General features: G+C 64.8%; 17 protein-coding genes. 10 read left to right on the forward strand and 7 right to left on the reverse strand.

Translation table 11 applies throughout. From position 1 onward, the window contains the following. Positions 1 to 13: 13 nt before the first annotated feature. Positions 14 to 1045, reverse strand: a complete 1032-nt coding sequence (hemE, locus tag Q9295_RS06200; protein WP_306679651.1) for a uroporphyrinogen decarboxylase — start codon at positions 1043 to 1045, stop codon at positions 14 to 16. Positions 1046 to 1207: 162 nt separating this feature from the next. Between hemE and hemC the strand changes: the two genes are divergently transcribed. Beyond that, positions 1208 to 2143, forward strand: coding sequence for a hydroxymethylbilane synthase (gene hemC / locus Q9295_RS06205; protein ID WP_306679652.1), 936 nt, complete (start codon positions 1208 to 1210; stop codon positions 2141 to 2143). Positions 2144 to 2204: 61 nt separating this feature from the next. After that, on the forward strand, positions 2205 to 2966 hold the full coding sequence (locus tag Q9295_RS06210) for a BUD32 family EKC/KEOPS complex subunit (protein WP_306679653.1): 762 nt from the start codon (positions 2205 to 2207) through the stop codon (positions 2964 to 2966). 16 nt (positions 2967 to 2982) lie between these two features. On the opposite strand, the gene Q9295_RS06215 is transcribed toward Q9295_RS06210, so the two are convergent. Together Q9295_RS06215 and Q9295_RS06220 are read right to left on the reverse strand one after the other, a co-directional pair. Then, positions 2983 to 5505, reverse strand: coding sequence for an ABC transporter permease (locus Q9295_RS06215; RefSeq protein ID WP_306679654.1), 2523 nt, complete (start codon positions 5503 to 5505; stop codon positions 2983 to 2985). Next, a complete protein-coding gene (locus tag Q9295_RS06220) occupies positions 5502 to 6185 on the reverse strand; it encodes an ABC transporter ATP-binding protein (protein WP_306679655.1) in 684 nt (227 codons plus the stop codon). Before Q9295_RS06220 ends, Q9295_RS06215 begins: the two co-directional genes overlap by 4 nt. Here Q9295_RS06220 and Q9295_RS06225 point away from each other — a divergent pair. Beyond that, positions 6184 to 6900 (forward strand): arylesterase, encoded by a 717-nt coding sequence (locus tag Q9295_RS06225; RefSeq protein WP_306679656.1) that lies wholly within the window; start codon positions 6184 to 6186, stop codon positions 6898 to 6900. The genes Q9295_RS06220 and Q9295_RS06225 overlap by 2 nt on opposite strands. On the opposite strand, the gene Q9295_RS06230 is transcribed toward Q9295_RS06225, so the two are convergent. Together Q9295_RS06230 and Q9295_RS06235 are read right to left on the reverse strand one after the other, a co-directional pair. Then, a complete protein-coding gene (locus Q9295_RS06230) occupies positions 6897 to 8996 on the reverse strand; it encodes a caspase family protein (RefSeq protein WP_306679657.1) in 2100 nt (699 codons plus the stop codon). The two genes, Q9295_RS06225 and Q9295_RS06230, sit on opposite strands and share 4 nt — an antisense overlap. A gap of 18 nt (positions 8997 to 9014) precedes the next feature. After that, a complete protein-coding gene (locus Q9295_RS06235) occupies positions 9015 to 9620 on the reverse strand; it encodes a hypothetical protein (protein ID WP_306679658.1) in 606 nt (201 codons plus the stop codon). A gap of 189 nt (positions 9621 to 9809) precedes the next feature. On the opposite strand from Q9295_RS06235, the gene Q9295_RS06240 reads away from it, so the two are divergent. From Q9295_RS06240 to Q9295_RS06260, 5 genes are read left to right on the forward strand one after another with little or no spacing between them, the layout of a single operon-like run. Continuing rightward, positions 9810 to 11153, forward strand: a complete 1344-nt coding sequence (locus tag Q9295_RS06240; protein ID WP_306679659.1) for a S1C family serine protease — start codon at positions 9810 to 9812, stop codon at positions 11151 to 11153. Between the two features lie 10 nt (positions 11154 to 11163). Continuing rightward, positions 11164 to 11874, forward strand: coding sequence for a response regulator transcription factor (locus Q9295_RS06245; RefSeq protein ID WP_306679660.1), 711 nt, complete (start codon positions 11164 to 11166; stop codon positions 11872 to 11874). Further along, the gene (locus Q9295_RS06250) at positions 11875 to 13230 is read left to right on the forward strand and encodes a sensor histidine kinase (protein ID WP_306679661.1); all 1356 of its coding nucleotides are present in this window, start codon (positions 11875 to 11877) and stop codon (positions 13228 to 13230) included. A gap of 23 nt (positions 13231 to 13253) precedes the next feature. Next, a complete protein-coding gene (locus Q9295_RS06255; RefSeq protein WP_306679662.1) occupies positions 13254 to 15293 on the forward strand; it encodes a caspase family protein in 2040 nt (679 codons plus the stop codon). A gap of 38 nt (positions 15294 to 15331) precedes the next feature. Further along, positions 15332 to 16405 (forward strand): serine protease, encoded by a 1074-nt coding sequence (locus tag Q9295_RS06260; protein ID WP_306679663.1) that lies wholly within the window; start codon positions 15332 to 15334, stop codon positions 16403 to 16405. Positions 16406 to 16644: 239 nt separating this feature from the next. On the opposite strand, the gene Q9295_RS06265 is transcribed toward Q9295_RS06260, so the two are convergent. Further along, complete coding sequence (locus Q9295_RS06265; protein ID WP_306679664.1) at positions 16645 to 17478, reverse strand: hypothetical protein; 834 nt, start codon at positions 17476 to 17478, stop codon at positions 16645 to 16647. A gap of 146 nt (positions 17479 to 17624) precedes the next feature. Next, positions 17625 to 18287, reverse strand: coding sequence for a hypothetical protein (locus tag Q9295_RS06270; protein ID WP_306679665.1), 663 nt, complete (start codon positions 18285 to 18287; stop codon positions 17625 to 17627). A 137-nt stretch (positions 18288 to 18424) separates the two neighbouring features. Between Q9295_RS06270 and argE the strand changes: the two genes are divergently transcribed. Both argE and Q9295_RS06280 read left to right on the forward strand, forming a co-directional pair. Next, positions 18425 to 19606 carry an acetylornithine deacetylase gene (argE, locus tag Q9295_RS06275; RefSeq protein WP_306679666.1) on the forward strand — a complete coding sequence of 394 codons (1182 nt, stop codon included), beginning with the start codon at positions 18425 to 18427 and terminating at the stop codon, positions 19604 to 19606. 186 nt (positions 19607 to 19792) lie between these two features. Further along, on the forward strand, positions 19793 to 21121 hold the full coding sequence (locus Q9295_RS06280) for an RNA polymerase factor sigma-54 (protein ID WP_306679667.1): 1329 nt from the start codon (positions 19793 to 19795) through the stop codon (positions 21119 to 21121). Positions 21122 to 21154 lie beyond the last annotated feature (33 nt).

Genomic DNA, 21154 nt, shown 5'->3' on the forward strand with positions numbered 1-21154 from the left:
CCTGCGGTAGGGCTTAGCCCTGCCGCACGGTGTCGATCATCAATTGCACATTGGCGGGGTCAGCATCGGGGGTGATGCCGTGGCCAAGGTTGAAGATATGCGGGCCTTTGCGGAACGCCTCGACCACGGCGCGGGTCTCGCGAATGAGGTCTTCGCCGCCGGTGACCATGTGATGCGGCGCAAGGTTGCCTTGCACGCAGCCGGTGGTTTGGACATTGGCGGCGGCCCAGTCGGGCGAGACCGAGTTGTCGATGGCGACGCAATCGGCGCCGGTGGCCGCTGCAAAGCCGATGTAGCCGTCACCGGCTTCGCGCGGGAAGGCGATGATCGGCAGGCTCGGGTAGCGCTCTTTCAGCGCGGCGATGATGCGGGCGGTGGGTTTCACTGCGAAATCGGTGAAATCTTGGCCTTTGAGCGAGCCTGCCCAGCTGTCGAAGAGCTTGATAACCTCAGCCCCGGCTTCGACTTGCGCCGAGAGGTAAAGGATCGTGGCCTCGGTGATTTTGTCGATCAGCGTCTCAAAGGTGGCGCGGTCTTCGGTTTTCAGACGGTGTGCGCCGGCCTGTTCCTCTTTGCCGCGACCGGCGATCATATAGGTGGCGACGGTCCAAGGCGCGCCGGCAAAGCCGATGAGGGTGGTCTCGGAGGGAAGCTCACGCTTGAGGATGCGGAGCGTCTCATAGATCGGGTGCAGCGTGTCGTGGATCGCCTCTGCGGGGCGCAGGGCGGCGACTTCGGCGGCGGTGGTGGTGGTTTCCATCCGCGGGCCTTCGCCGGTCTCGAACCAAAGTTTCGGGCCAAGCGCTTGGGGCAGAAGGAGAATGTCGGCAAAGAGGATGGCCGCGTCAAAGCCGAAGCGGCGGATCGGCTGCAAGGTGACCTCGGCCGCGAGTTCCGAATTGTAGCACAAAGACAGGAAGTCTCCGGCCTGCGCCCGGGTGGCGCGGTATTCGGGCAGGTAGCGGCCGGCTTGGCGCATCATCCAGATTGGCGGGGTCGGCAGGGTCTCACCGGCAAGGGCGCGCAGGATGGTTTTCTGGCTCATGGTCGGTCCTTTCGATCTTGCCTTGGGGTGCCGTGAAAGCGGGGCATTTGCAAGGGTGGAAAGGGGGTTGCCGCCGCAGCGTGCCGCTTTGCCGCAAGGGGGAAGGGGCGTGCGATGGTGGTGGATATTGCCCTTTTGGCCCTGCTGCGCTAGGCCAAAGCCATGATCGATATGCCCTCGCCCACCCGCCCGCTGAAGATTGGAACCCGTGGCTCGCCGCTTGCTTTGTGGCAGGCGCATGAGGTGCGGCGCTGCCTGATGGCGGCGCATGATCTGCCCGAGGCGGCCTTTGAGACCGTGGTGATCAAGGTCACCGGCGATATGGTGCAGGACAAGGCTTTGCGCGAGATCGGCGGTAAGGGCTTGTTTACCAAAGAGATTGAAGAGGCGCTCTTGGATGGCGGCATCGATATTGCCGTGCATTCGATGAAGGATATGCCGGTGGAGCAGCCCGTGGGGCTGGTGCTTGACTGCTATCTGGAGCGCGCCGATGTGCGGGATGGCTTTGTCAGCTTGAAATACGCCTCGATTGCGGATTTGCCGGAAGGTGCGGTGGTGGGCTCGTCGTCTTTGCGGCGGCGGGCGCAGTTGGCGTTGCGGCGGCCGGATTTGAAGCTGGTGGAGTTTCGCGGCAATGTGCAGACGCGGATGCGCAAGCTGGAAGAGGGCGTGGCGGATGCCACTTTCCTTGCCATGGCTGGGCTGACGCGGCTGGGGATGCCTGAGGTGGCCCGCTCGGCCATCGCGCCGGAAGAGATGCTGCCGGCTTGCGCGCAAGGCGCGATTGGGGTCGAGCGGCGGATTGGCGATGACCGGGTGGCGGCTTTGCTGGAGCCGATCCATCATGCCGAGACTGGCCAGCGGCTGGCGGCCGAGCGGGCGTTCTTGCGCCGCTTGGACGGCTCTTGCGAGACGCCGATTGCGGGGCTCGCCGAGGTTACGGGCGACCAAATCTGGCTGCGGGGCGAGATTTTGCGGCCCGATGGCACGGCTGTGGTCAGCGGTGAGCGGCGCGGTGCGGTGGCGGAGGCCGAAGCTTTGGGCGTGGCATTGGCCGAGGCCTTGCTGGCCGAAGCAGGGCCGGGGTTCTTCGACTGAGCGGGTGGCCCGCGCTTTGGCGCTTTGCGGCGGTTCACCTTGGTTTGGGTAGGTGCGATTGATGGAACCTCTCGACGGGGCGGGTGACGCCATGCTGAGCCAAGCGGTGCAGGCTGCCTTGCAGGCGGGCCATGCGCGGGTGCGGCTGTTGCAGCTGCCCGATGGGCGGCGGTTTTGGCTGAAAGAGGTTGAGCGGCTTTCCGGCCGGTTGCGGCTGCAAAAGGGTGATCCTTCGGTCAGTTTTACGCGCGAACTTAAGGGTTTGCAGCAGATGCAGGCGATGGATCTGCCGGTGGCGCGGCTGGCGCTGCAGGGGCCAGGCTGGTTTGTCTTGGAAGATGCAGGCCCGGCTTTGGTGGCGCTGATCCAAGCCACCGATGTGTCCTTGGCGGAAAAGCTGGGCGCGATGCGGGCGGCGGGGGCGGCTTTGGCCAAGTTGCATGCGGCGGGGCAGGTGCATGGCCGTCCGGCGGTGCGCGATATGTGCTGGGACGGCGCGCAGCTGCGCTTCATTGATCTTGAGCGCTTCGGGCCGGGCAGGCGTGGCGGTTATCGCCAAGCGATGGATCTGATGATCATGGCGCAAAGCGCCTTTGTGCGCTGGCCCGAGGCGCCGGAGTGGATTGAGGCGGCCTTTGCGGGCTACCGCGCGGCGGGCGGCTCGGTTCAGGTTTTCCAGCGGATGGGGCGGCTTGCTTGGATTTTGTCGCCGCTTGGCGCTTTGGCGCGGGGCCTGCTGCGGCTGCGGCGCACGAGCCGCGAGTTGCGGGCCATTGCGCTGGTGCTGCCTTGGTTGCGTCGTGAAGTGAAACGTTTGGCCTAAGAGGGGCTTACGCGCGCTAGTCTTGCGCGCGCAGCACTTGGGCGGGGCGGACCGAAAGCGGCCTTGCGGCGAAGGCAAGGCCTGCGAGCAGGGTGGCGAGCACACCGCCGGTGACGATGGCAAGGGCCGAGACCGGCTCGAAGATGTAATCGCCCTCCATCACGAAGGTCATCACCGCCCAGCCGGACACTCCGCCAGCGATCACGGCGACCACGCCTGCGGCGGCGCCCAAAAGCCCGGCGCGGAGCGCGAAACTGGCAAGGATTTTGCCACGGGTGGCGCCGAGGGTGCGCAGAATTGCGGCCTCATAAATCCTTGCGCGCTCGCCCGCGGCGGCGGCGCCGATCAGCACGATAAAGCCGGTGATGAGCGTGCCCGCAGCGGCCCAAGCCGTGGCGGTGGCGATGGCGGAAAGCGCCTCGGCCACCCGGTCCACCGCCTCGCGGATGCGGATCGCGGTGATATTGGGCCAAGTGCGGGTCACGTCTTTCAGGATCGCGGCCTCGGCATCAGGCCCGGCATAAACGGTGGCAATATGGGTGTGGGGCGCACCAGCAAGCGCGGCAGGGTTCATCGTCATCACAAAGCCGATCCCGGCATTGGAGAAATCGACCTCGCGGAAGGAAGTGATGGTGGCGATGATGTCGCGGCCAAGGATATTGGTGGTGATCTCATCGCCAAGCTTGAGGCCCATCTCGGCGGCCTCTTCGGCGCCGAAGGAGATTTGCGGCGGGCCGGTGTAATCCTCGGGCCAGAATTCTCCTTGGGTGATCCGGGACTTAGCCCCGTTGTTGGCGGCATAGGTGATGCCGCGATCGCCGCGCACGACCCAATGATCGCCCACCACCTCACGCGCGGGCTTGCCGTTGATGCGGGTGATGACGCCGCGCAGCATCGGGGCGGTTTCGGTCTCGGTCACCTCTGGGTTTGCGGCCATACGGTCAAGGAAGGGGCCGATCTGGTCGGGCTGGATGTCGACGAAGAAGAAGGCGGGGGCGCGGGTCGGCAGGTCGGTGTCGATGGCGCGGCGCAGGTTCCAATCGATCTGGCCAACGGCGGCAAGGACCGAAAGGCCAAGGCCCAGCGAGAGCACAACGGCCATGGTGTCGCCACGCGGCGCGCCGATGGCGGCGATGGCAGCGCGCAGGGCGGGGCGGCCTTGGGTCAGACGGCTGCGGGCGATGCGGCGGGCGGTCCAGCGCAGGCCGAGGGCGGCGAGGGCAAGGGTGGCAAGCGCGGCAAGGATGCCGCCTGCGGTGCCAAGGGCCAGTTTGGCGATGCCCGAGCCGAGCGTGGCGCTGCCGATCATCAGCGCGATGAGGAAAGCAAGGAGTGCGAGCCAGCGTTTGCGCGGCAAGGGCTGGTTGGTGGCGCCACGGTAAAGGGCGGCGGGGCGCAGACGCTCGGTTCTGGCCAGCGGGATCAGGGTGAAAATGAGGGCCGAGAGCGCGCCGTAGAAGGCGGCTTCAAGCAGGGCTTGCGGCGAGAGGCTGATCGCGGCGGGGAAGGGCAGCGAAGCCTCGATCAAGGGGGCGGCGATCAGCGGGATCGCGGCGCCGAGGATCAGGCCAAGGGCGATGCCGAGGGCCGAGAGGAGGGCGGTTTGCAGAAGGTAGCTGGTGAAGATCAGCCCACCAGATGCGCCAAGGGTTTTCAGCGTGGCGATGGTGCCGGTCTTGCCGTCGAGATAGCTGCGGATCGCCGAGGCGATGCCGACGCCGCCCACGGCAAGGCCCGCAAGCCCCACAAGAACAAGGAAACTTCCGATGCGGGTGACAAAGGTCTCAATCCCAGGAGCGGCGTTGCGGCTGTCGGTCCAGCGCATGCCGGTGTCGCGGAATTGCGCCACGGCCTCGGATTGCAGGGCTTCGAGATCGGCGCCCGTAGGGAGAAGCATACGGTAACGCGTCTCGAAAAGCGCGCCGGGGGTGAGGAGGCCCGATTGGGCAAGATCCTCGGTCCGCACCACGATGCGGGGGCCAAGGGTGAAGCCGGCAGAGGCGGAATCGGGCTCTCGGATCAGGGCGGCGGTGAGGCGGAAATCTTGGGTGCCAAGGCGGAAGCTGTCGCCGATGTGCAGGTTCAGCCGCTCGACCAGCACCGGGTCCATGATCGCGCCGGGCAGGCCGTCTTTGGCGGCGAGGGCCTCGGCCACGGGCAAGGCGGGGTCTAAGGTGGCCGTGCCGGTCAGCGGCCAATGGGCATCGACGGCCTTGACTTGGGTGAGGGCCTCATCGCCCTCGACCACGGCCATGGAGCGGAAGTCATAGACCTCGGACTGGGCGGTGGAGATTTGGTCGATGAAGGCAAGCTCGGTCGCATCGGCGGCGCGGTAGGTGAAGCGCATCTCGGCGTCGCCGCCAAGGATCACCGCGCCTTGCTCGGCGAGGCCCGATTGGATGCCGGCGCGCAGGGTGCCGACCCCGGCGATGGCCGCGACACCAAGGGCGAGGCAGGCGATGAAGACGCGGAACCCTTTGATGCCGCCGCGCAATTCACGCGCGGCGATGCGGCTGGCCAGCGAAAGCATGCCGCTCATGCCGGGACCGTGGCGTCGAGACGACCATCGGCGAGCCGGACGATGCGGTCGCAGCGGCTGGCAAGCTCGGGCGCATGGGTGACAAGGATCAAGGTCGCGCCGTGGCGGTCGCGCAAAGCGAAGAGGAGGTCCATAATGGCTTGGCCGGTGCTGCCGTCCAAATTGCCGGTCGGCTCATCGGCCAAGAAAAGCGCCGGACGCGGGGAGGCGGCGCGGGCCAGAGCCACGCGCTGCTGCTCGCCGCCAGAAAGCTGCGAGGGGTAATGGTCCAAGCGGTGGCCAAGGCCAACCTCGACCAATTCGGCCTTGGCGCGGTCAAAGGCGTCCTTATTCCCAGCAAGCTCCAGCGGGATGGCGACATTTTCCAAAGCGGTCATCGTCGGGATCAGGTGGAAAGATTGAAACACCACCCCCATATTCTGCCTGCGGAAGCGGGCAAGGGCGTCTTCATCCATCGCGGTCAGGTCGTGGTCCAAAGCCCGCACCTCACCGCCGGTGGCGCGCTCAAGCCCGCCCATCAGCATCAAAAGCGAGGATTTCCCCGAGCCCGAGGGGCCAATGAGACCCACGGTCTCGCCCCGGTTGACGGTAAGGGATATGCCTTTGAGGATATCGACCGGCCCGGCATTGCCGGCAAGGGTCAAGTGGACGTCGGTGAGCGTCAGGACGGGAGCGGACATGAAGAGCTTTCTGCAAGGCAGTGTTAAACTGGCATATGGCGCAATTTCTGCCGCACGCAATGTCACATCTGCGTTGGTTTTGACGCTGGGTGTTGCCTGTGGCGGGGCGGTGGCGGCCGAGCCGGTGACGGTGGTGGCCTTGGGCGACAGTCTGACGGCGGGCTATGGGCTGGCGCCAGATCAGGGGCTGGTGCCGCGTTTGCAGGCTTGGGCGGCAGAGCAGGGCGTTGAATTGGTGCTGCAAAACGCCGGGGTCTCGGGCGATACCACGGCGGGGGGGCTGTCGCGGGTCGATTGGGCCTTGGGGCCGGATGCGCAGGCGGTGATGGTGACGCTTGGCGGCAATGACATGCTGCGCGGGGTGACGCCGTCGCAGGTGCGGGCCAATCTCGATGGGATTTTAAGCGTGGCGCGGGGCAAAGGCCTGCCAGTGCTTTTGGTGGCGATGCAGGCCCCGCCGAATTTCGGTGCCGCCTATAAGGCCGAGTTCGATGCGATCTACCCTGAGCTTGCGGCAAAGCATGGCGCTTTGCTGGCGCCTGATTTCTTTGCTGGCTTTGTGGCGGCAGGGGCCTCGATGGCAGAGCCGGCGAGCTATGCCAAATGGATGCAAAGCGATGGCATCCACCCCAATGCCGAAGGGGTGGCTTTGGTGGTGCAGGGGCTGGGGCCAAAGCTTTTGGAGCTGGTGGCGGCGGTGCAAGCGGCGCCTTAAGGCGCGGGGCGGGTGCGCAACTCCATTTGCAAGATGATCGGGGCGGGGCCTGCGGCCTCGGCCGTGCTGGCGCCCAAGGCGACGGCACCGCGTGTGGTTTCGCCAAAGCCCGCCTCGGCCAGAAGGGCGCTGAGACCGGGTTCGGCACCTTGTCCGGCGGTGACCTCACGGGTGAGCTCAAGCGCGTCTTGGGCAAGGAAACTGAGGTTTTCCACTGGGCTATGCGCCTGCGCCGGGGTGACGACGACGATCATCCGCTCTTGGCCCAAAGCCTCACCGCCGATGGCGAAAAGCCCACGTTTCAACGTGTCGCCGGGGTGAAGGCGCTCTGCCGCCCAATGGGTGATGGCATAGTCTGCGCCCAGATAAAGCACATTCACATCAACGGGTTGATCCGAGTGGTTCTGCGCCAGCACATGCACTTCGTCATTGGGAAGCAGCACCGGAACCGGGGTGAAGGCGAGGGGCGTCAGGCTGGGATTGGCGGCGCTTTTGGTCAGCATCTCCACTTCGACATTTAGGCTGGAGCCGCTGCCAAGGCTGCCGCCCAGCTTCATCAGATTAAGCGCGCGGGCCATTGCGGTCAGCGTATCGCCCAAGGTCAGCGCCAGATCTTGCGGGGATTTGTCGGAGGATGAAACCGACGGCGTTTGGCTGAGATCCTCGGCCAGACCCGTCGCGGGCAGCACCCAGATCGCATCGGGGCGGGGGCTTTGGGGCAGGACGGCAAGGCGCAAATCGGCCTCGGCGCCGGGGGCGACGAAGATGAGACGCGGGCCGACCAGTTCTTGCAGCGTGGCCAGTTCCGCCAGCAGCGCATCGGCGGGGGACGTGCCCGGCGGGGGCAGCGCCACGGTCAAAGTGAAGTCAACCGCAGCGCCCAATTTGCGCAGCATAACGCCTTTGGGGAGCTCTTCCGGCAGGGTCTTGCCGTCATGCGCCACGGGGGTGGCGGTGGTAGAAAAGGTTTGCACTTCCGTGACTTGCACATAGCCCAAGGCGGCATCTGTCGCATCGGCGGCACTGGCCATGACGGCGAGAAGATCGCCCAAGGCGATGCCATGCAGATCACCGGCGGGGATGGTGAAACTGCCATCCTGAACCTCGGCCTGCCATTGCGTGACGGGGGCCGCCGCGTCGCCCGAGAAGGCCACGGCATCCAGATCGCCCTCGAACAAAGGGGTCGCGCGGGCGAGGTTTTTCACCGCATATTTGCGCAAGATCTCTTGGCCGATTTGGCCATATGTCGCACCGGGATGCTCGGCCAAGGTTTCGAACAAAGTATAGGTGAAGACGCCTTGCGGTTTGCGATCAGGCTTGCCCTTGGGAAGGTTCTTCTCGGGCGTCACCTCATTGGTTTGGGCGGCGTAAAAAGCAATGAAAGCACCGGGTTGGGCGGAGCCGGAGAGGTCCACCGGAGGCTCTTCCGGCGCGCGGGGATCACCGATCGAGCGGCTGGCAATCTCTTCCAAAGCATCGGGATCAAGGCCCAAGGCGGCGGGGTCCAACTGGCGCAAGCGCAGATCATCATCGCCGATATCGGCGGCGCGGGTGGCGGTGCCGGAATGGCAGCTGTCAAAGACCACCCAGACATCTGCGCCTTTGGCACGGAGACCGTCGATCATCGCGCCGATCTCATCATCGACCAGCGCGTTTTCGACCGCACCCACGGTGTCATTCCACGGGCCGATATCGACCGGCAAGAACAGCTCATCTAGCCCATCGAGCTCGGTCGGGTCATGCGTGGCGGGGGCGCGGGTGCCGTGGCCCGAGAAATGCAGATAGATGAAATCGCCGGGCTGGGCCTTGGCGGTCAGCGCCGCGATTTGATCGCGGATCGCCTGCAAGGTGGCGGGCTGTACGCCGGGCGTGCCATCGGTCAAAAGCACAACATTTTGCGGCGCAAAGGGCACCGGGGCGGCTTGCAGGAGGTAATCGCGCACCAGCTCGACATCGTTTTTCGGGCCGTTGAGCCAGTATTTCTGATCGAGATTGGGGTAGTCATTGGCACCAATCAGCAAAGCGTAATTTTCCCGCGCGGCGGCGGGCAGGGCGCAAAGTGCGAGTGTCAAGGACAGAGCCAGCTTGCGAAACATCTGAAAACTCTCCGGGATTCAGTTTGTCATCAAGGCGTAATCGGCAGGGACGGCGCCTGCATTTTCAATCAGAAGCGTGAAATTTCCGTCATTGGCCGGGGTCCAGCCGCAATAGGCGATGTGGCTGTCTTCGCGGTCGGCGCAGACCACATGGCCCGCGTCATCCAACACGGTAAGGTCAAGATCGGCGCCGGGGGCGGCCTCGACATAGACCTCGGCATAGGTGCCGCCGCGAAAGGGCATCGGCGGGCGGCTGTCGATCTCGCCAACGGCCAGGGCGGCGAGTTGGTAGATCGGGCCTGAGGCGACGCCCTTGGAGGTCTCGGCCTGCAAATCATCGATCAGGGCCAAGAGCTTAGGGTCGTCTTCGGCCAAAGTGGCGGCTTCGGCATAAATGGCTTCGGGCGTCAGAGGGACGGCGGGGAGATTGGCATTGCGGCGCATAGTGGCAGCGGCCAGCAGCACAATAGGGTCGCCCGCAGAATGGCCAGCCGCATAGACCCGCGCCGAAAGCTCGGCCAAGCGCAGCGGGGTGCCCTCGGCCAGCAGAGGAGTTGGCGCCAGTGTGGCAACCAGCAGAAGAGACGGCAAAAACCGTAAGGCCGACCGGGGCGATTGGGGCATTGCGGCCTTCCTTTTGCAGCGGGTTCTGCGCCGAACATGAGGCCGCGGGGCGGTCCTGTAAACGCGGTTTTGCAGCGTGACGGCCTTTGTCATGTGACCTTGCCAGAGCGCCCGCCTAGCTTGGAGGTCAATGAGACGCCGGGCCGGGCTAGCGGCTGGGCGGTGCCGCAGTTAGGAAAGTGACCCCCCGTGACCTGCATAAATATCCTTCGTCTTTCGGTTTTGCGCCAAATCCTTTGCACCTTCTTTTGCGGCCTGCTGGCCCTTATTCCCCTTCAATCCGCGCAGGCGGTGGAGCGCGATAGTCCCCTTGAAGGGGCGATGCAGGCGGTGCTGACCCTGCGCAGCGCCGATGCTGACAATCGCTTCCTCGGCTCGGCCTTTCTGTGGGGGGTAAGCGGCGCGGTTGCGGTCACCAATGCCCATGTGGTGGGCGCGGCCGAGGAGGTTCGGCTGGTGGATCGCGACGGCCAAGAGCAGATCGGCCGGGTGATCGCGCGGGATGCTTTGCGCGATGTGGCGGTGATCTCTGTCGCGTCAAAGGGGCAGCGAGGCTTGGTGCCTGCACCGGGCCCGGCGGCTTTGGCGCAAGAGGTTTACGCCTTGGGCGCACCTTTGGGGGTGGAGTTCACCTTGACCGAGGGCCTGATCTCGGCCGCAGCGCGGCAGGTGGATATCGCGGTGCCGATCCACATGTTGCAGCATGATGCGGCGGTCAATCCGGGCTCGTCTGGCGGGCCTTTGGTTGATGCCGAAGGGCGGCTGATTGGCATGAACAGCCAGATTGCCGACGGCAGCCGGGTCTTTGTGGGCATCGCCTATGCGATCCCGGCGGCGGATCTGGCGCGGATCGTGCAAGGTCTGATCGAGGAGACTTTGCGGCCCTATCCGGCGCTGGGCCTGCGGGCGCGGGCGCTGGACCGCAGCCTTGCGGCGATGCTGGATGTGCCGGCGCAGGGGCTTTTGGTTGAAGGCAGCGTTAAGGGCGGTCTGGCCGAGGTGGCGGGGCTGCAGGCCGGCGATATCCTTTTGGAAGTGGACGGAAACCCGATCTCTGCACCCGGAGACTTCGCGTTTTTGATCGAGGCTGCATTGCCCGAGGAAACCGCGCTTTTAACCGTTCTGCGGCAAGGTGAGCGGCTGCAAGTGCAGCTGGACTTTGTGTCTGAGACTGAGGCCTCGGGCCTGAGCCTGCGCGGGATTGGCCCCACCGCGCCAGAGCGGGTGCGAAGCTACACCTTTGGCGCTTTGGGGCTGGTTTTGGGCGCGGAAGGTGAGGTGATTGAAGCGGCCCCCAATGGTTTGGTTGGCGGTGCGGGGCTAAGCCCCGGCGAGCGGATCTTGGCGGTGAATGGTGCCGCGATGGAAGGTGCGGCACTCAAGGCGCTAGAGATCAGCGCGCCTGTGCTTGTGCGCGTGCGCGGGGTGGATGGTCAGACCCGACATGTCGTCATGGACCCTTGGGGCGATGAAAGTGGGTTGCGCCCGGTGGGCGGTGCGAATGTGCTTGACCCCAGCGTCATCGTGTTCTGATCCTAGCGCCATGCATGACACAGCCCCCCATGACCGCATTTTGATCATCGAAGATGATGCCGAAACCGCCGCCGCCGTGGCCTCGGTCGTCCGAAGCTTGGACTGCACCGCCGTGCACCGCGACAGTTTGGCCGACGGTTTGGCCGAGGCTGCGGCAGGCGATTACCGGGTGATCGTGCTGGACCGGATGCTGCCCGGCGGCGACGGGGTTGAGGCGATGGCGCGGATCAAGGCCTCGGGCAGTCGGGCGCTGATCTTGGTGCTTTCGGCGCTGGGCCGCGCGGCACAAAGGGTTGAGGGGTTGGAGAAGGGCGCGGATGATTACCTGCCGAAACCCTTTGAGCCGGAAGAGCTGCGCGCCCGGCTGCGGGCCTTGCTGCGGCGCGGCACGATGCAGGTTTTGGACAATGATCTTCTGGCCTTTGGCGATCTTGAGATCCGGATGAAGGCGCGCACCGTGCATGTGCGGCTCACGCATGTGCCGGTCAGCCCCAAGGAGTTTGAGCTGATCCGCTATTTTGCGCAGAACGCAGGCCAGTTGGTAACGCGGGCGCAACTTCTTGAGAACGTTTGGAATTTGCACTTCGACCCCGGCACTAATGTGGTCGATGTCCATGTTGGCCGGCTGCGGCGCAAGCTGGAGGAGGCGGGGAGCAACGCCATCCAGACCGCGCGGGGCGAGGGTTACGTCTTCGCGCCGCTGCCCGGATCTGGGGCGTAAATGGGGGTGCAGCGCCCTTGGCAGGCCCGCGCGACCTGGCGGCTGGCGGCGGTGATGGCGCTTGCTGTGGCGGCCTTGTCGCTGGGGGCAATGGCGCTGCAATATCGGCTGGTCGAGGCGCGTCTGATGGCCGCGCAGCGCAGCCTTCTGGCCGCCGATCTTGACGGGTTTGCAGCACTTTATGCGCAACGCCGGATCATTGCCCTGCGCGAGGCGATTGCCTTGCGGGCCGATCTTGGCGGCGGCGAGATGACACTGCTTTTGGACCGGCAGGGGCAGGTTTTGGCAGGCACTCTGCCCGGCTGGCCCGAGGGGCTCGCGCGGCAGGGTGAAGGCTTTACCATTGATCCCGCTCAAGAAATTGAGATGCAAGGTCAGCGCTGGCTGGTCGTGGCCCGCGCTTTGCCGGGGGATTTCCCACTTCTTCTGGGGCGCTCTTTGCAACCCGTCGATGCGACCTTGGCGGCGCTGCGGCAGGGGATGCTGGCGCTTTTGGTCGGGGTCTTGATCGTGGCGGGCGCGACCGGCTGGCTTGCCGCCGCATGGGTGATGCGCCGGATCGGGCGGCTGAATGATCTGGCCGATCAGGTGGCGGCGGGCGCACTGTCGGCACGGCTGCCGGGGCCGCGCGCGATGGATGAATTTGGGCTTTTGGAGACCCATGTCCATGCCATGCTCGACCGGATCGAAAGCCTCAACCGCGCCACCCACCAGCTTTCCGACAGCATCGCGCATGAGCTGCGCACGCCGCTTAACCGCATGCTGCAAAGGCTTTCCAGCTTGCAAGGGCAAGAGGCTGAAGTGGCGGCGCTGAAGGGCGAGATGCGCCAGACCATCCGCATGTTTGACGCGCTTTTGGACATCAGCAGGGCCGAAGCGGATGAGGGCGGCGGCGGGCTTTTGCCGGTGAATCTGTCGCAAACGGCGGTGGATGTCTGGGATCTTTACGAGGCTTTGGCCGAGGATAAGGGGCTGATCCCGCGGGCGAATATTTCTCAGGGGCTGATGGTTTTGGGGGATCGGACCTTGCTGGCGCAGCTCCTCGCGAACCTCTTGGACAATGCGATCAAATATTGCGCGCCGGGGGATCAACTGGCGCTGACTGTGGCGGAAGAAGCGGGGCAAGTGATCTTGCGGCTTGCCGACACCGGCCCCGGCATGCCGCAATCTTTGCGCGATGAGGCGTTTGACCGCTTCACCCGGGCCGAGCGGGACCGCGCGCGGGGCATCAAGGGGCATGGCTTGGGTCTTGCTTTGGTGCGCGCCATCGCCACCCGTCACGGCGCGCGGCTGACCCTGCCCGAGACGGCGCGCGGCTTGGTGGTGGAGCTGGCCTTCCCCACGCTAAAAGGCTGAGCGGGGGGCGTTTTCGGTGACAAATGCTGACAGGAAAGCCGCAGCCCGCATCGCAGGCTTGCCTGACCACCGCGCTTGGCTATCGTGATGCGATGACAGGCAATTTTACAAATGCACTTCTCTTAGGCTGCACGGCGCTTTGGGCCGCTCCGGTTGCGGCGGAGACGCGGGCGATTGTCATTGGCGTGTCGGACTATCTTGTGCTGGATGCCGATCTTAAAGGCCCCTCGCATGACGCACAGCTGATGGCCGAGACGCTGCTCGGGCGTGGCGTGGCGGCTGGGGCGATCCGGGTTTTGGCCTCGGACCCGCCGGACTTGCCCGAGGGGGTGACGAATACCGTGCCCACTAAGGCGGCGATCACGGCGGCGATGGTGGCGGTGGCCGCGGAGTCAGAGCCGGGCGATACGGTGGTGTTCTACTTCTCGGGCCATGGGTCGCAGGCGCCGGATGCCTCGGGTGATGAGGGCGGCGGCTATGATGAGATCTTGCTGCCCGCCGATGCTGCGGGCTGGAAGGGGGCCATTGGCGCGGTTGAAAACGCGCTGTTGGACGATGAGCTTTACGCTTGGGCGCAAGAGCTGACGGGCCGGGGCGTGCAGCTTGTGGGCCTGATTGACGCCTGCCATTCCGCGACCGGGTTTCGCGCCTTGGGCGGCGAGGGCCAGGCCAAAACGCTGGAACCTGAGGTTTTGGGCATCCCCGAGGCCTCGGGCGGCCCTTCTGAGGTGGTGCCAGTGGCGCCGTTGCAGGGTGATTATGTGTTTCTTTACTCCTCGCAATCCGATGAACGCTCGTTCGAATATCCTTTGGGCGAGACCGGGATTTGGCATGGCGAGTTTACCTTGCGATTGGCCGATGTGTTGAGCACGGCGCCCGAGGCGAGTTGGGCGCAGGTCTTGGCGGCAACGACGGAGGCGATGGCGCAAGGCCCGGCGCGGCAGATGCCCGAGGGCGAGGGGCCTTTGCTGGAGGCGCAAGTCTTCGGCGCGGGCGCTGCGGCGGGGCGCTATCGGCTGCAAGAGGGCAGAGTGGCGGCGGGGCTGTTGCAGGGGTTGGAGCCCGGCGCGGAGCTGACGCTTTACGCCGAGGGGGCCGGGGGCGAGGCTTTGGGGACCGTCACCGTGGCTGAAGCCGAGGCGCGGGTTTCGCGGCTGGAAGGCGATCTGCCTGCGGGTGCGGCTTGGGCCGAGCGCACGGCGGCGGCCCCGGTGCAGCCCTTAGCATTGGCGGCACCTGTCTTTGCCAACCCTTTGGACGGGTTTGATTATACGCCTTGGATTGACGCTTTGCCCGGCCCCGGTGCCAAGCCCGATCTGGTGCCGATCCTAACCGAAGGCACGGTGGCTTTGGCCGATGCGAGCGGCGTCTTGGACCCCGAGGGACCCGGCTCCTCGCCGCGCATCCAACCGGAGCCGGGGGAGAGCCCGGCCGAGGCGGTGACGCGAGTTCTGGAGGCTGCGGCACATGGTTTGCGCTTGCGCCAGACGCTCTCGGGCGCGGCTGCGGGGCGGGCGCTGACCGGGGGGGCCGTGGTGGAGATGGCGGTAGAGCGGCGCGCGGGGGCACCGGCAGAGGGTGGCGCATGCGGCACGGCTGCGCCGGGGGCTGCGGCCGATCCGGCCAAGGGGGTTGGCGCTTGTGACGAGCTGTGGCTGACGCTGACCAACCGGTCTGGCAAGGCGCAAGATGTCTCGGTCCTCTACTTTGCCAGCGACTTCACCGTGGCGCCGATTTGGCCGGTGCAGAATATGATCAATCGCCTTGCACCCGGCGAAAGCGTGACGGTGGGGCTGCAAATCGCCGCCTCAGCCTCGGCGGGGCTTGAGGAGATTTGGGTGCTGGCGGTGCCGGAAAGTGACCAAGGCGGGCGGGTGGATTTGACCCGCCTTGCCAGCCCCGAGCTGACGCGGGCCTTTGCCAGCGCCTCGGACCCGATGAGCCTTTGGCTCGAGGGGCGGATGCTGCCGCCTGACGAGACCAAAACCCGTGGATTTTCACGAAAGCCTGCGCCGCTGACGATGATCCGTCAGCTGGTGCGGGTGACGCCTATCACCGAGTAGACTTCGGGGCGTTTGGACCCGATCCGTATGGGAGTCTGATGATGAAGCCTTTCTATAATCTGACTTTTTCGACGCTGCTGGCCCTTGGTGGGCTTACCGCAAGCATGGGTTTGGCCGAGACCTCTGCTGACGCTTTCAGCGACCCAATGGCCAAGCCGCACCCCTCATCGCCCTATGAATTTGCTGCCTCAGGCGCGAAGGCGGCCCGCGAAGCGGCGCCCGAAGCGGCCGGGGTCAAGGTGATTGGCGGGGAGATCGCGCCAGAGGGGGCATGGCCTTGGCAGGTTGCCATGCTGGTGGCCGGTCAACCGATATCAACCGCTGCGCATTTCTGCGGCGGTTCTTTGGTGTTGGATCAATGGGTGCTAACGGCGGCGCATTGCGTGCACCTGCCCGATGGCGAGGGCAACTGGTTCGACCTTGAGCCGCAAGAGATATCCATTGTCGTGGGCACGAATGTGCTGGATGGCTCGGGCGAGGTGGTGCCGATCGAGCGGATCATCCGCCACCCGTCCTATGTAGGCAGCGATTTCGATTATGACATTGCGCTGATCAAACTGGCCCGCGCGCCGACGGTGCCGTTCAAGACCATTGACGTGCCAGATGCCAATTTTGGCGCAGTGCTGAACGCGCCGGGGGTGACGACGGTGGTCACTGGATGGGGGCTTCAAAATGGCGGTCGGCCCTCGGCCGAGCTGCGACAGGTGCAGATCCAGATGCTGGACCGCGAGCTTTGCAACGTCACCATGATGGAAGAGCGGGCGGATGAGGCCGTTAAGGGCTTCGCCTATGCCGCCGAAGTTTTCGGGCTGCGCGATGAAGATGCCTATGCGGTTTGGGATAGTTTGGTGGCCAAAGCGCCCATGCCGCTCAGCGAAAATATGATCTGTTCGGGTACGTTCGAGGGCGGCAAGGTCTCGTGCAGTGGCGACAGTGGCGGGCCTTTGGTGGTGCCGCTGGAGGATGGCAGCTATGTGCAGGCGGGCATCGTCAGCTGGGGGATGTCGGGCGCGTCGGGGCGGGGCTGTGACGAAACGGCGGAATTCTCGGCTTATGTGAACATCGCCAATTTCGTGCCTTGGCTGAATGAGGTGATTCAGTCCAATCCCTAATCCCAGCTGTGCCTAAAGTGAGCGCCCTGCTGCAAGCTGGGGCGTTTTACTTTCGGGGCATCGCTTGGGGGTAAGGAAGCGGGCCTGCGCTAGATCAGGCGCCGCTTGAGGCCCCGTTTCGGAATTTCCGTCGCAGGCGGATGGGGCAAGCACCAAAGCACGGCCTAAAGCTCAAAGCTAAAGCCGAATATAAAAAGGCCCGGAGGATTTCCGGGCCTTTGCGTCAGATGTGTGGGGAATTAATTGGTCATCAAATAATAGGAGTTGCGTTTGCGACCTGCGTTTTCCACCGCAACGTAAAAATACCCGTCCCAAGCTGGGACGAAGTCGCAATAAACCTGATCCGAGGGCGAGGTGTCATAGCAGATCACATTGCCATTGGCATCGGTGATGATGACATCGAGATTGGCGTCACCATCGCCGACCACCGCGACCTCGGCATAGGAATTGCCGTAGAAGGGCACTTCCCAAATGTCGATCTTGCCCGAATTCAGTTTCGAGAGCCAGCTGACGCCGCCGCCGATCCGACCGCGCGAGGTTTCGGCTTGGGCATCTTCGATGATCTCTTGCAAGGCGGCGTCATCGCCCGCCAATTCGGCCGCTTTGGCGAACATTTGCGCGGCTGTGGCGGGGGCTTCGGCATCGCCCTCCTCCTCATTGAGGCCAGTCTTGAAGCTGGCAACCGCGGCGGGACGCTCCGCGTCACTGGCCAAAGCGGCGGGGGCTTCTGGCGCTGCATCGGCGGCCTTGCGCGTGGCGGCAAAGCCATCCAGCGTCAGCTCCTCGGCCGCCTCAGCGGCACCGGCGACGGCGGCGCCTTCCAAAGCGGCGGGGGTCTTGGCCTCAACCTCGGCCGAGGCGACGAGTTTGGCGGCGGCCAGCACGGTGACCGGGTCTTTTGCTTCGGTGCCAATGGCATAAAGCTCATACCCCATCGACAAAGTTGCCGCAGCGCCGGCGGCGCCTTCGCCGCTGGTGGTGAGATTGGAGCCGGTTTTGTCTTGCGCGAAGACCGGAGCGGCCAAAGCGACAAGGGCGGTGGTGGTAAAAGCTAGGGAAAGGGAATTTGGCATCAGATCCTATCCTATGTAATCGTGAAGCGGCCACAATTGCGCGGCCGACTTTTGACAGTCTGGCATTTCACATGCCGGCTGAATAGCCGGTTTGGCGTGACAAATATTGTCATGGGGCGCGAGGCGGAAATGACGGCAGGCGTTCGTCAATTGGTGATGATTTGGTAGGCGGCGGCTGGACCGGAATTTATAATCGTGATGGTAAAGAAATCATTGCGTTCGGGCAGAAAGCCGCAAAAGGCATTGGCGGCTGAGATTGCGCAAAGGGTTTCGCCTTGGGCGTCCTGAACGCGAAGCTCCAAGGGGGTCTCGGAGATCAGACCGATTTCGGCCGGGAGCTGGCCGTTGAAGACCATGCTCCAGCGGTCCTCACCCTTTTCGGGCAAAAGCCTATTGGCGGCGTTTAGGCGGGGCTGGCCGGGGGTAACGGTTTGAATTTCGGCCGCCACATCTGCGGCGATATCTCCAAGGGCCAAGCTTTCCTCGGCCATCAACTGGACCAAGGCCAGCGCTTCGGATGTGCGCGGATCTTGCGGGAATGCGGGCTGAACGGCCATTGCGTCGGGCGGGGGAGGGGGCAGACCGTCGCCGCTCACCTCCCAGCCGCTGGCGGGGCGCAGCTCGACCCGATGCGCCAAGGCGATGGCGGCAAGGATCAAAAGCGCATCGTCTTGCGCGAGGCCGATGTCATAAAGCTGATGCGCCGCGATATGCTGACGCACCGGGCCGGAAGCGGGGTCTTGGGCGGCGGCGGGCAGCGGCAGCAGGGCTGTGGCGACGAGAGTAGAGATCAGGGCAAAGCGGGGCATGGGCGCTCCTTCTTCGGGGCAGAGTTGCAGAAGCGCGCGGCGGGGGGAAGGTGCGAAACTCTAAACCGGGCAAGTTGTGGGAATGATTTGGCGAGACGGCTCTCTTCGCGCTAGGTCAGGGGCAGAGGAGAGATTTCATGCAACCCATCGCCCGCGCATCTATTCCCAGTGTGACCGAGATTTTGGCTCGGCTGATTGCTTTTGACACGGTGTCTTCGAACCCCAACCGGGCTTTGATGGATTATGTGGCAGAGCTTTTGGCTGCGGCGGGGATTGAGAGCCATTTGGTGCCGGATGCGGCGGGGGGCAAGGCCAATCTTTACGCCTCGACCGGGCCGGCGGGCGGCGGCGGGGTGATGCTGTCGGGCCATACCGATGTGGTCCCGGTGGAGGGGCAGGCTTGGACCAAGCCCCCCTTTGCGCTGACCGAGGCCGAGGGGCGGCTTTATGGTCGCGGGACCGCAGATATGAAGGGATTTGTGGCTTGTGCGATCCGCGCGATGCTGTTGGCCGCGCGCGAGGGCCTAAAGGTGCCTTTGCATCTGGCTTTGTCTTACGACGAAGAGATCGGCTGCATGGGGGTGCGCAGTCTGATCGACGTGCTGGAAGCCGCGCCAGAGCGGCCTCGGTTCTGTATCGTGGGGGAGCCGACCGGGATGCAGGTTGCCACCGGGCATAAGGGCAAGGTCGCGCTCCGGGCGGTTTGCACCGGGCGTGAGGGGCATTCGGCGCTGGCGCCTTTGGCGCTGAACGCTTTGCATCTGGCGGCGGATTTCATTGGCGTTGTGCGGGCTGTGCAGGCGCGGATTGCCGCCGAGGGTCCTTTCGATGGCGACTACGATGTGCCCTATACCACGGTGCATGTCGGCAAGATGCAAGGCGGCGTGCAGGTCAATATCGTGCCCAACCGCGCCACGGTGGATTTCGAGATCCGCTCATTGGCGGGTGTGGATGTGGCGGGGCTGATTGAGGAATTGCGCGCCGGGGCCGAGGCGGTGGTGGCGCCTTTGCGCGGCGCATTCCCCGAGGCGGCGATCTCGATCGAGCGGCTTTGGGATTACCCCGGCCTTGGCACGCCGCCCGAGGCCGAGGTGGTCCATTTCGTCAAATCGCTGACCGGGGCCAATGGCACGATCAAAGTGGCCTTCGGCACCGAGGGCGGGCTGTTTGATGCGCGGCTGGGCGTGCCGGTGGTGATCTGCGGCCCAGGCTCAATGGCGCAGGGGCACAAACCGGATGAGTTTGTCTCGGTCGAGCAGCTGTCGCGCTGCGAGGCGATGCTGGAGGAATTGGTGGCGCGGCTGCGCATGGGCTTCTGAGGCGGCGCTGTGGTTTATAGCTATGCGGAGGGCCGCTCCGCCCCGTTGTTTTGAGTTAAGAGGGGGGGCAGAATGCCCCGGTTTTATAGTTAAGAGGGGGGCGAAATGCCCCCCGGGCCCCCTAATGATATTTATATTCTGAAAGAGGGCGTTGCGGGGTTGGGTTTTGCGGCCTAGCTTCATCTGATGTCGGGACGCAACCGCATCACCATCGCGCAAAGTCAAAGGCTGGTGCTGAACACACGGCTTTTGTCCTCGATCCGGCTGTTGGGGCGGGATGCGGCGGGGTTGAGCCGGTTTTTGGAAGAGGCCGCGGCCGAGAACCCCCAGCTTTTGGTGGAAACCGCGCCTTTGGGCGAATGGCTGCCGCGCTGGTCCGAGGCTTTGCGCAGTCCCTATAGCGGGGCGGATGCGCGCGGCAGCTTGACGATGGAAGAGCTGACCCAAGGGGCCGCACCCAGTTTGCAGGCCCATGCCAGCCGGTTGGTGTCGGGGCTGCGGCTGAGCGGTGCCGAGGCGGCTTTTGGCGAGCGGTTGGTGATGGCGCTGGACCCCTCGGGCTGGTTGGGACGCTCTTTGGCGGATCTTGCGGCGGAAAGCGGTCTTGGACTGGCACGGGCCGAGCAGATCTTGGCACAGGTGCAGGCAGAGGCTGAACCGACCGGGCTTTTTGCACGCTCTTTGTCCGAATGCCTGCGTTTGCAGGCCGAGGAGGAGGGCTGGCTTGATCCGGTGGTGGACGGCGTCCTGTTTCGGCTGCGCGATGTGGCGGGCGGGCTTTACAACCGGGTGGCGGTGGCTTTGGGCGTGGATGAGGCCGCAATCTTGGCGATCCTGCGGCGCATTCGTGCGCTAGATCCCAAGCCCGGCGCGCAGTTTGGCGCCTGTGCAGCCCCTTTGCGTGAGCCGGATCTGATCGCGCGACGCGGTGCGCAGGGATGGGAGGTCGAGCTGAACGCAAGTGCCTTGCCCAGTCTGCGTTTGGCAGATCTGCCGTCTGAGGCGCGCAGCGAGGATTTGGCGCAAAAGCGGGCCGAGGCGCAGGGGCTGATCCGCCAAGTGCAGGGCCGCAACGCGGCTTTGCTGCGGGTTGGGCGGGAGATGATGCGCCGGCAGGTTCTGGCGCTGGAGGAAGGCATTGGCGCGTTGCGTCCGATGACGATGGCGGAGGTGGCCGCCGCCACCGGCTTGCATCAAAGCAGCGTCAGCCGGGTGATTGCAGGGGCCGCGATCGACACACCTTTGGGCACGTGGTGGCTGCGCAAGCTTTTCAGCCAGTCGATCGGTGGGCGAGGCCCCTCGGCCGCCGCATTGCGCGAGGCCTTGGCGCGGATGATTGCAGACGAAGACCCCGCACAGCCCTTAAGCGATGCGGCGCTTTCGGCGGCTTTGGGAGGGGCGGGCGCGCCGGTCGCACGGCGCACGGTGGCGAAATATCGCGATACTTTGGGTATCCCTCCGGCCCAGCAACGCGCACAACTTCGGACCATGCGCGACAGGAAAGGTCGCAGCTAGGGCTGACGCGAGGCCAAGGGCGGGTTAGTCACG

The sequence above is a fragment of the Pseudogemmobacter lacusdianii genome, assembly GCF_030848395.1.
Classification (GTDB): domain Bacteria; phylum Pseudomonadota; class Alphaproteobacteria; order Rhodobacterales; family Rhodobacteraceae; genus Pseudogemmobacter; species Pseudogemmobacter lacusdianii.

Bases quoted from the DNA above. Each gene is read 5' to 3' on its own strand.
- hemE (WP_306679651.1), bottom strand. From the start codon at position 1,045: ATGAGCCAGAAAACCATCCTGCGCGCCCTTGCCGGTGAGACCCTGCCG.
- hemC (WP_306679652.1), top strand. From the start codon at position 1,208: ATGATCGATATGCCCTCGCCCACCCGCCCGCTGAAGATTGGAACCCGT.
- Q9295_RS06210 (WP_306679653.1), top strand. From the start codon at position 2,205: ATGGAACCTCTCGACGGGGCGGGTGACGCCATGCTGAGCCAAGCGGTG.
- Q9295_RS06215 (WP_306679654.1), bottom strand. From the start codon at position 5,505: ATGAGCGGCATGCTTTCGCTGGCCAGCCGCATCGCCGCGCGTGAATTG.
- Q9295_RS06225 (WP_306679656.1), top strand. From the start codon at position 6,184: ATGAAGAGCTTTCTGCAAGGCAGTGTTAAACTGGCATATGGCGCAATT.
- Q9295_RS06220 (WP_306679655.1), bottom strand. From the start codon at position 6,185: ATGTCCGCTCCCGTCCTGACGCTCACCGACGTCCACTTGACCCTTGCC.
- Q9295_RS06230 (WP_306679657.1), bottom strand. From the start codon at position 8,996: ATGTTTCGCAAGCTGGCTCTGTCCTTGACACTCGCACTTTGCGCCCTG.
- Q9295_RS06235 (WP_306679658.1), bottom strand. From the start codon at position 9,620: ATGCCCCAATCGCCCCGGTCGGCCTTACGGTTTTTGCCGTCTCTTCTG.
- Q9295_RS06245 (WP_306679660.1), top strand. From the start codon at position 11,164: ATGCATGACACAGCCCCCCATGACCGCATTTTGATCATCGAAGATGAT.
- Q9295_RS06250 (WP_306679661.1), top strand. From the start codon at position 11,875: ATGGGGGTGCAGCGCCCTTGGCAGGCCCGCGCGACCTGGCGGCTGGCG.
- Q9295_RS06255 (WP_306679662.1), top strand. From the start codon at position 13,254: ATGCTGACAGGAAAGCCGCAGCCCGCATCGCAGGCTTGCCTGACCACC.
- Q9295_RS06260 (WP_306679663.1), top strand. From the start codon at position 15,332: ATGATGAAGCCTTTCTATAATCTGACTTTTTCGACGCTGCTGGCCCTT.
- Q9295_RS06265 (WP_306679664.1), bottom strand. From the start codon at position 17,478: ATGCCAAATTCCCTTTCCCTAGCTTTTACCACCACCGCCCTTGTCGCT.
- Q9295_RS06270 (WP_306679665.1), bottom strand. From the start codon at position 18,287: ATGCCCCGCTTTGCCCTGATCTCTACTCTCGTCGCCACAGCCCTGCTG.
- argE (WP_306679666.1), top strand. From the start codon at position 18,425: ATGCAACCCATCGCCCGCGCATCTATTCCCAGTGTGACCGAGATTTTG.
- Q9295_RS06280 (WP_306679667.1), top strand. From the start codon at position 19,793: ATGTCGGGACGCAACCGCATCACCATCGCGCAAAGTCAAAGGCTGGTG.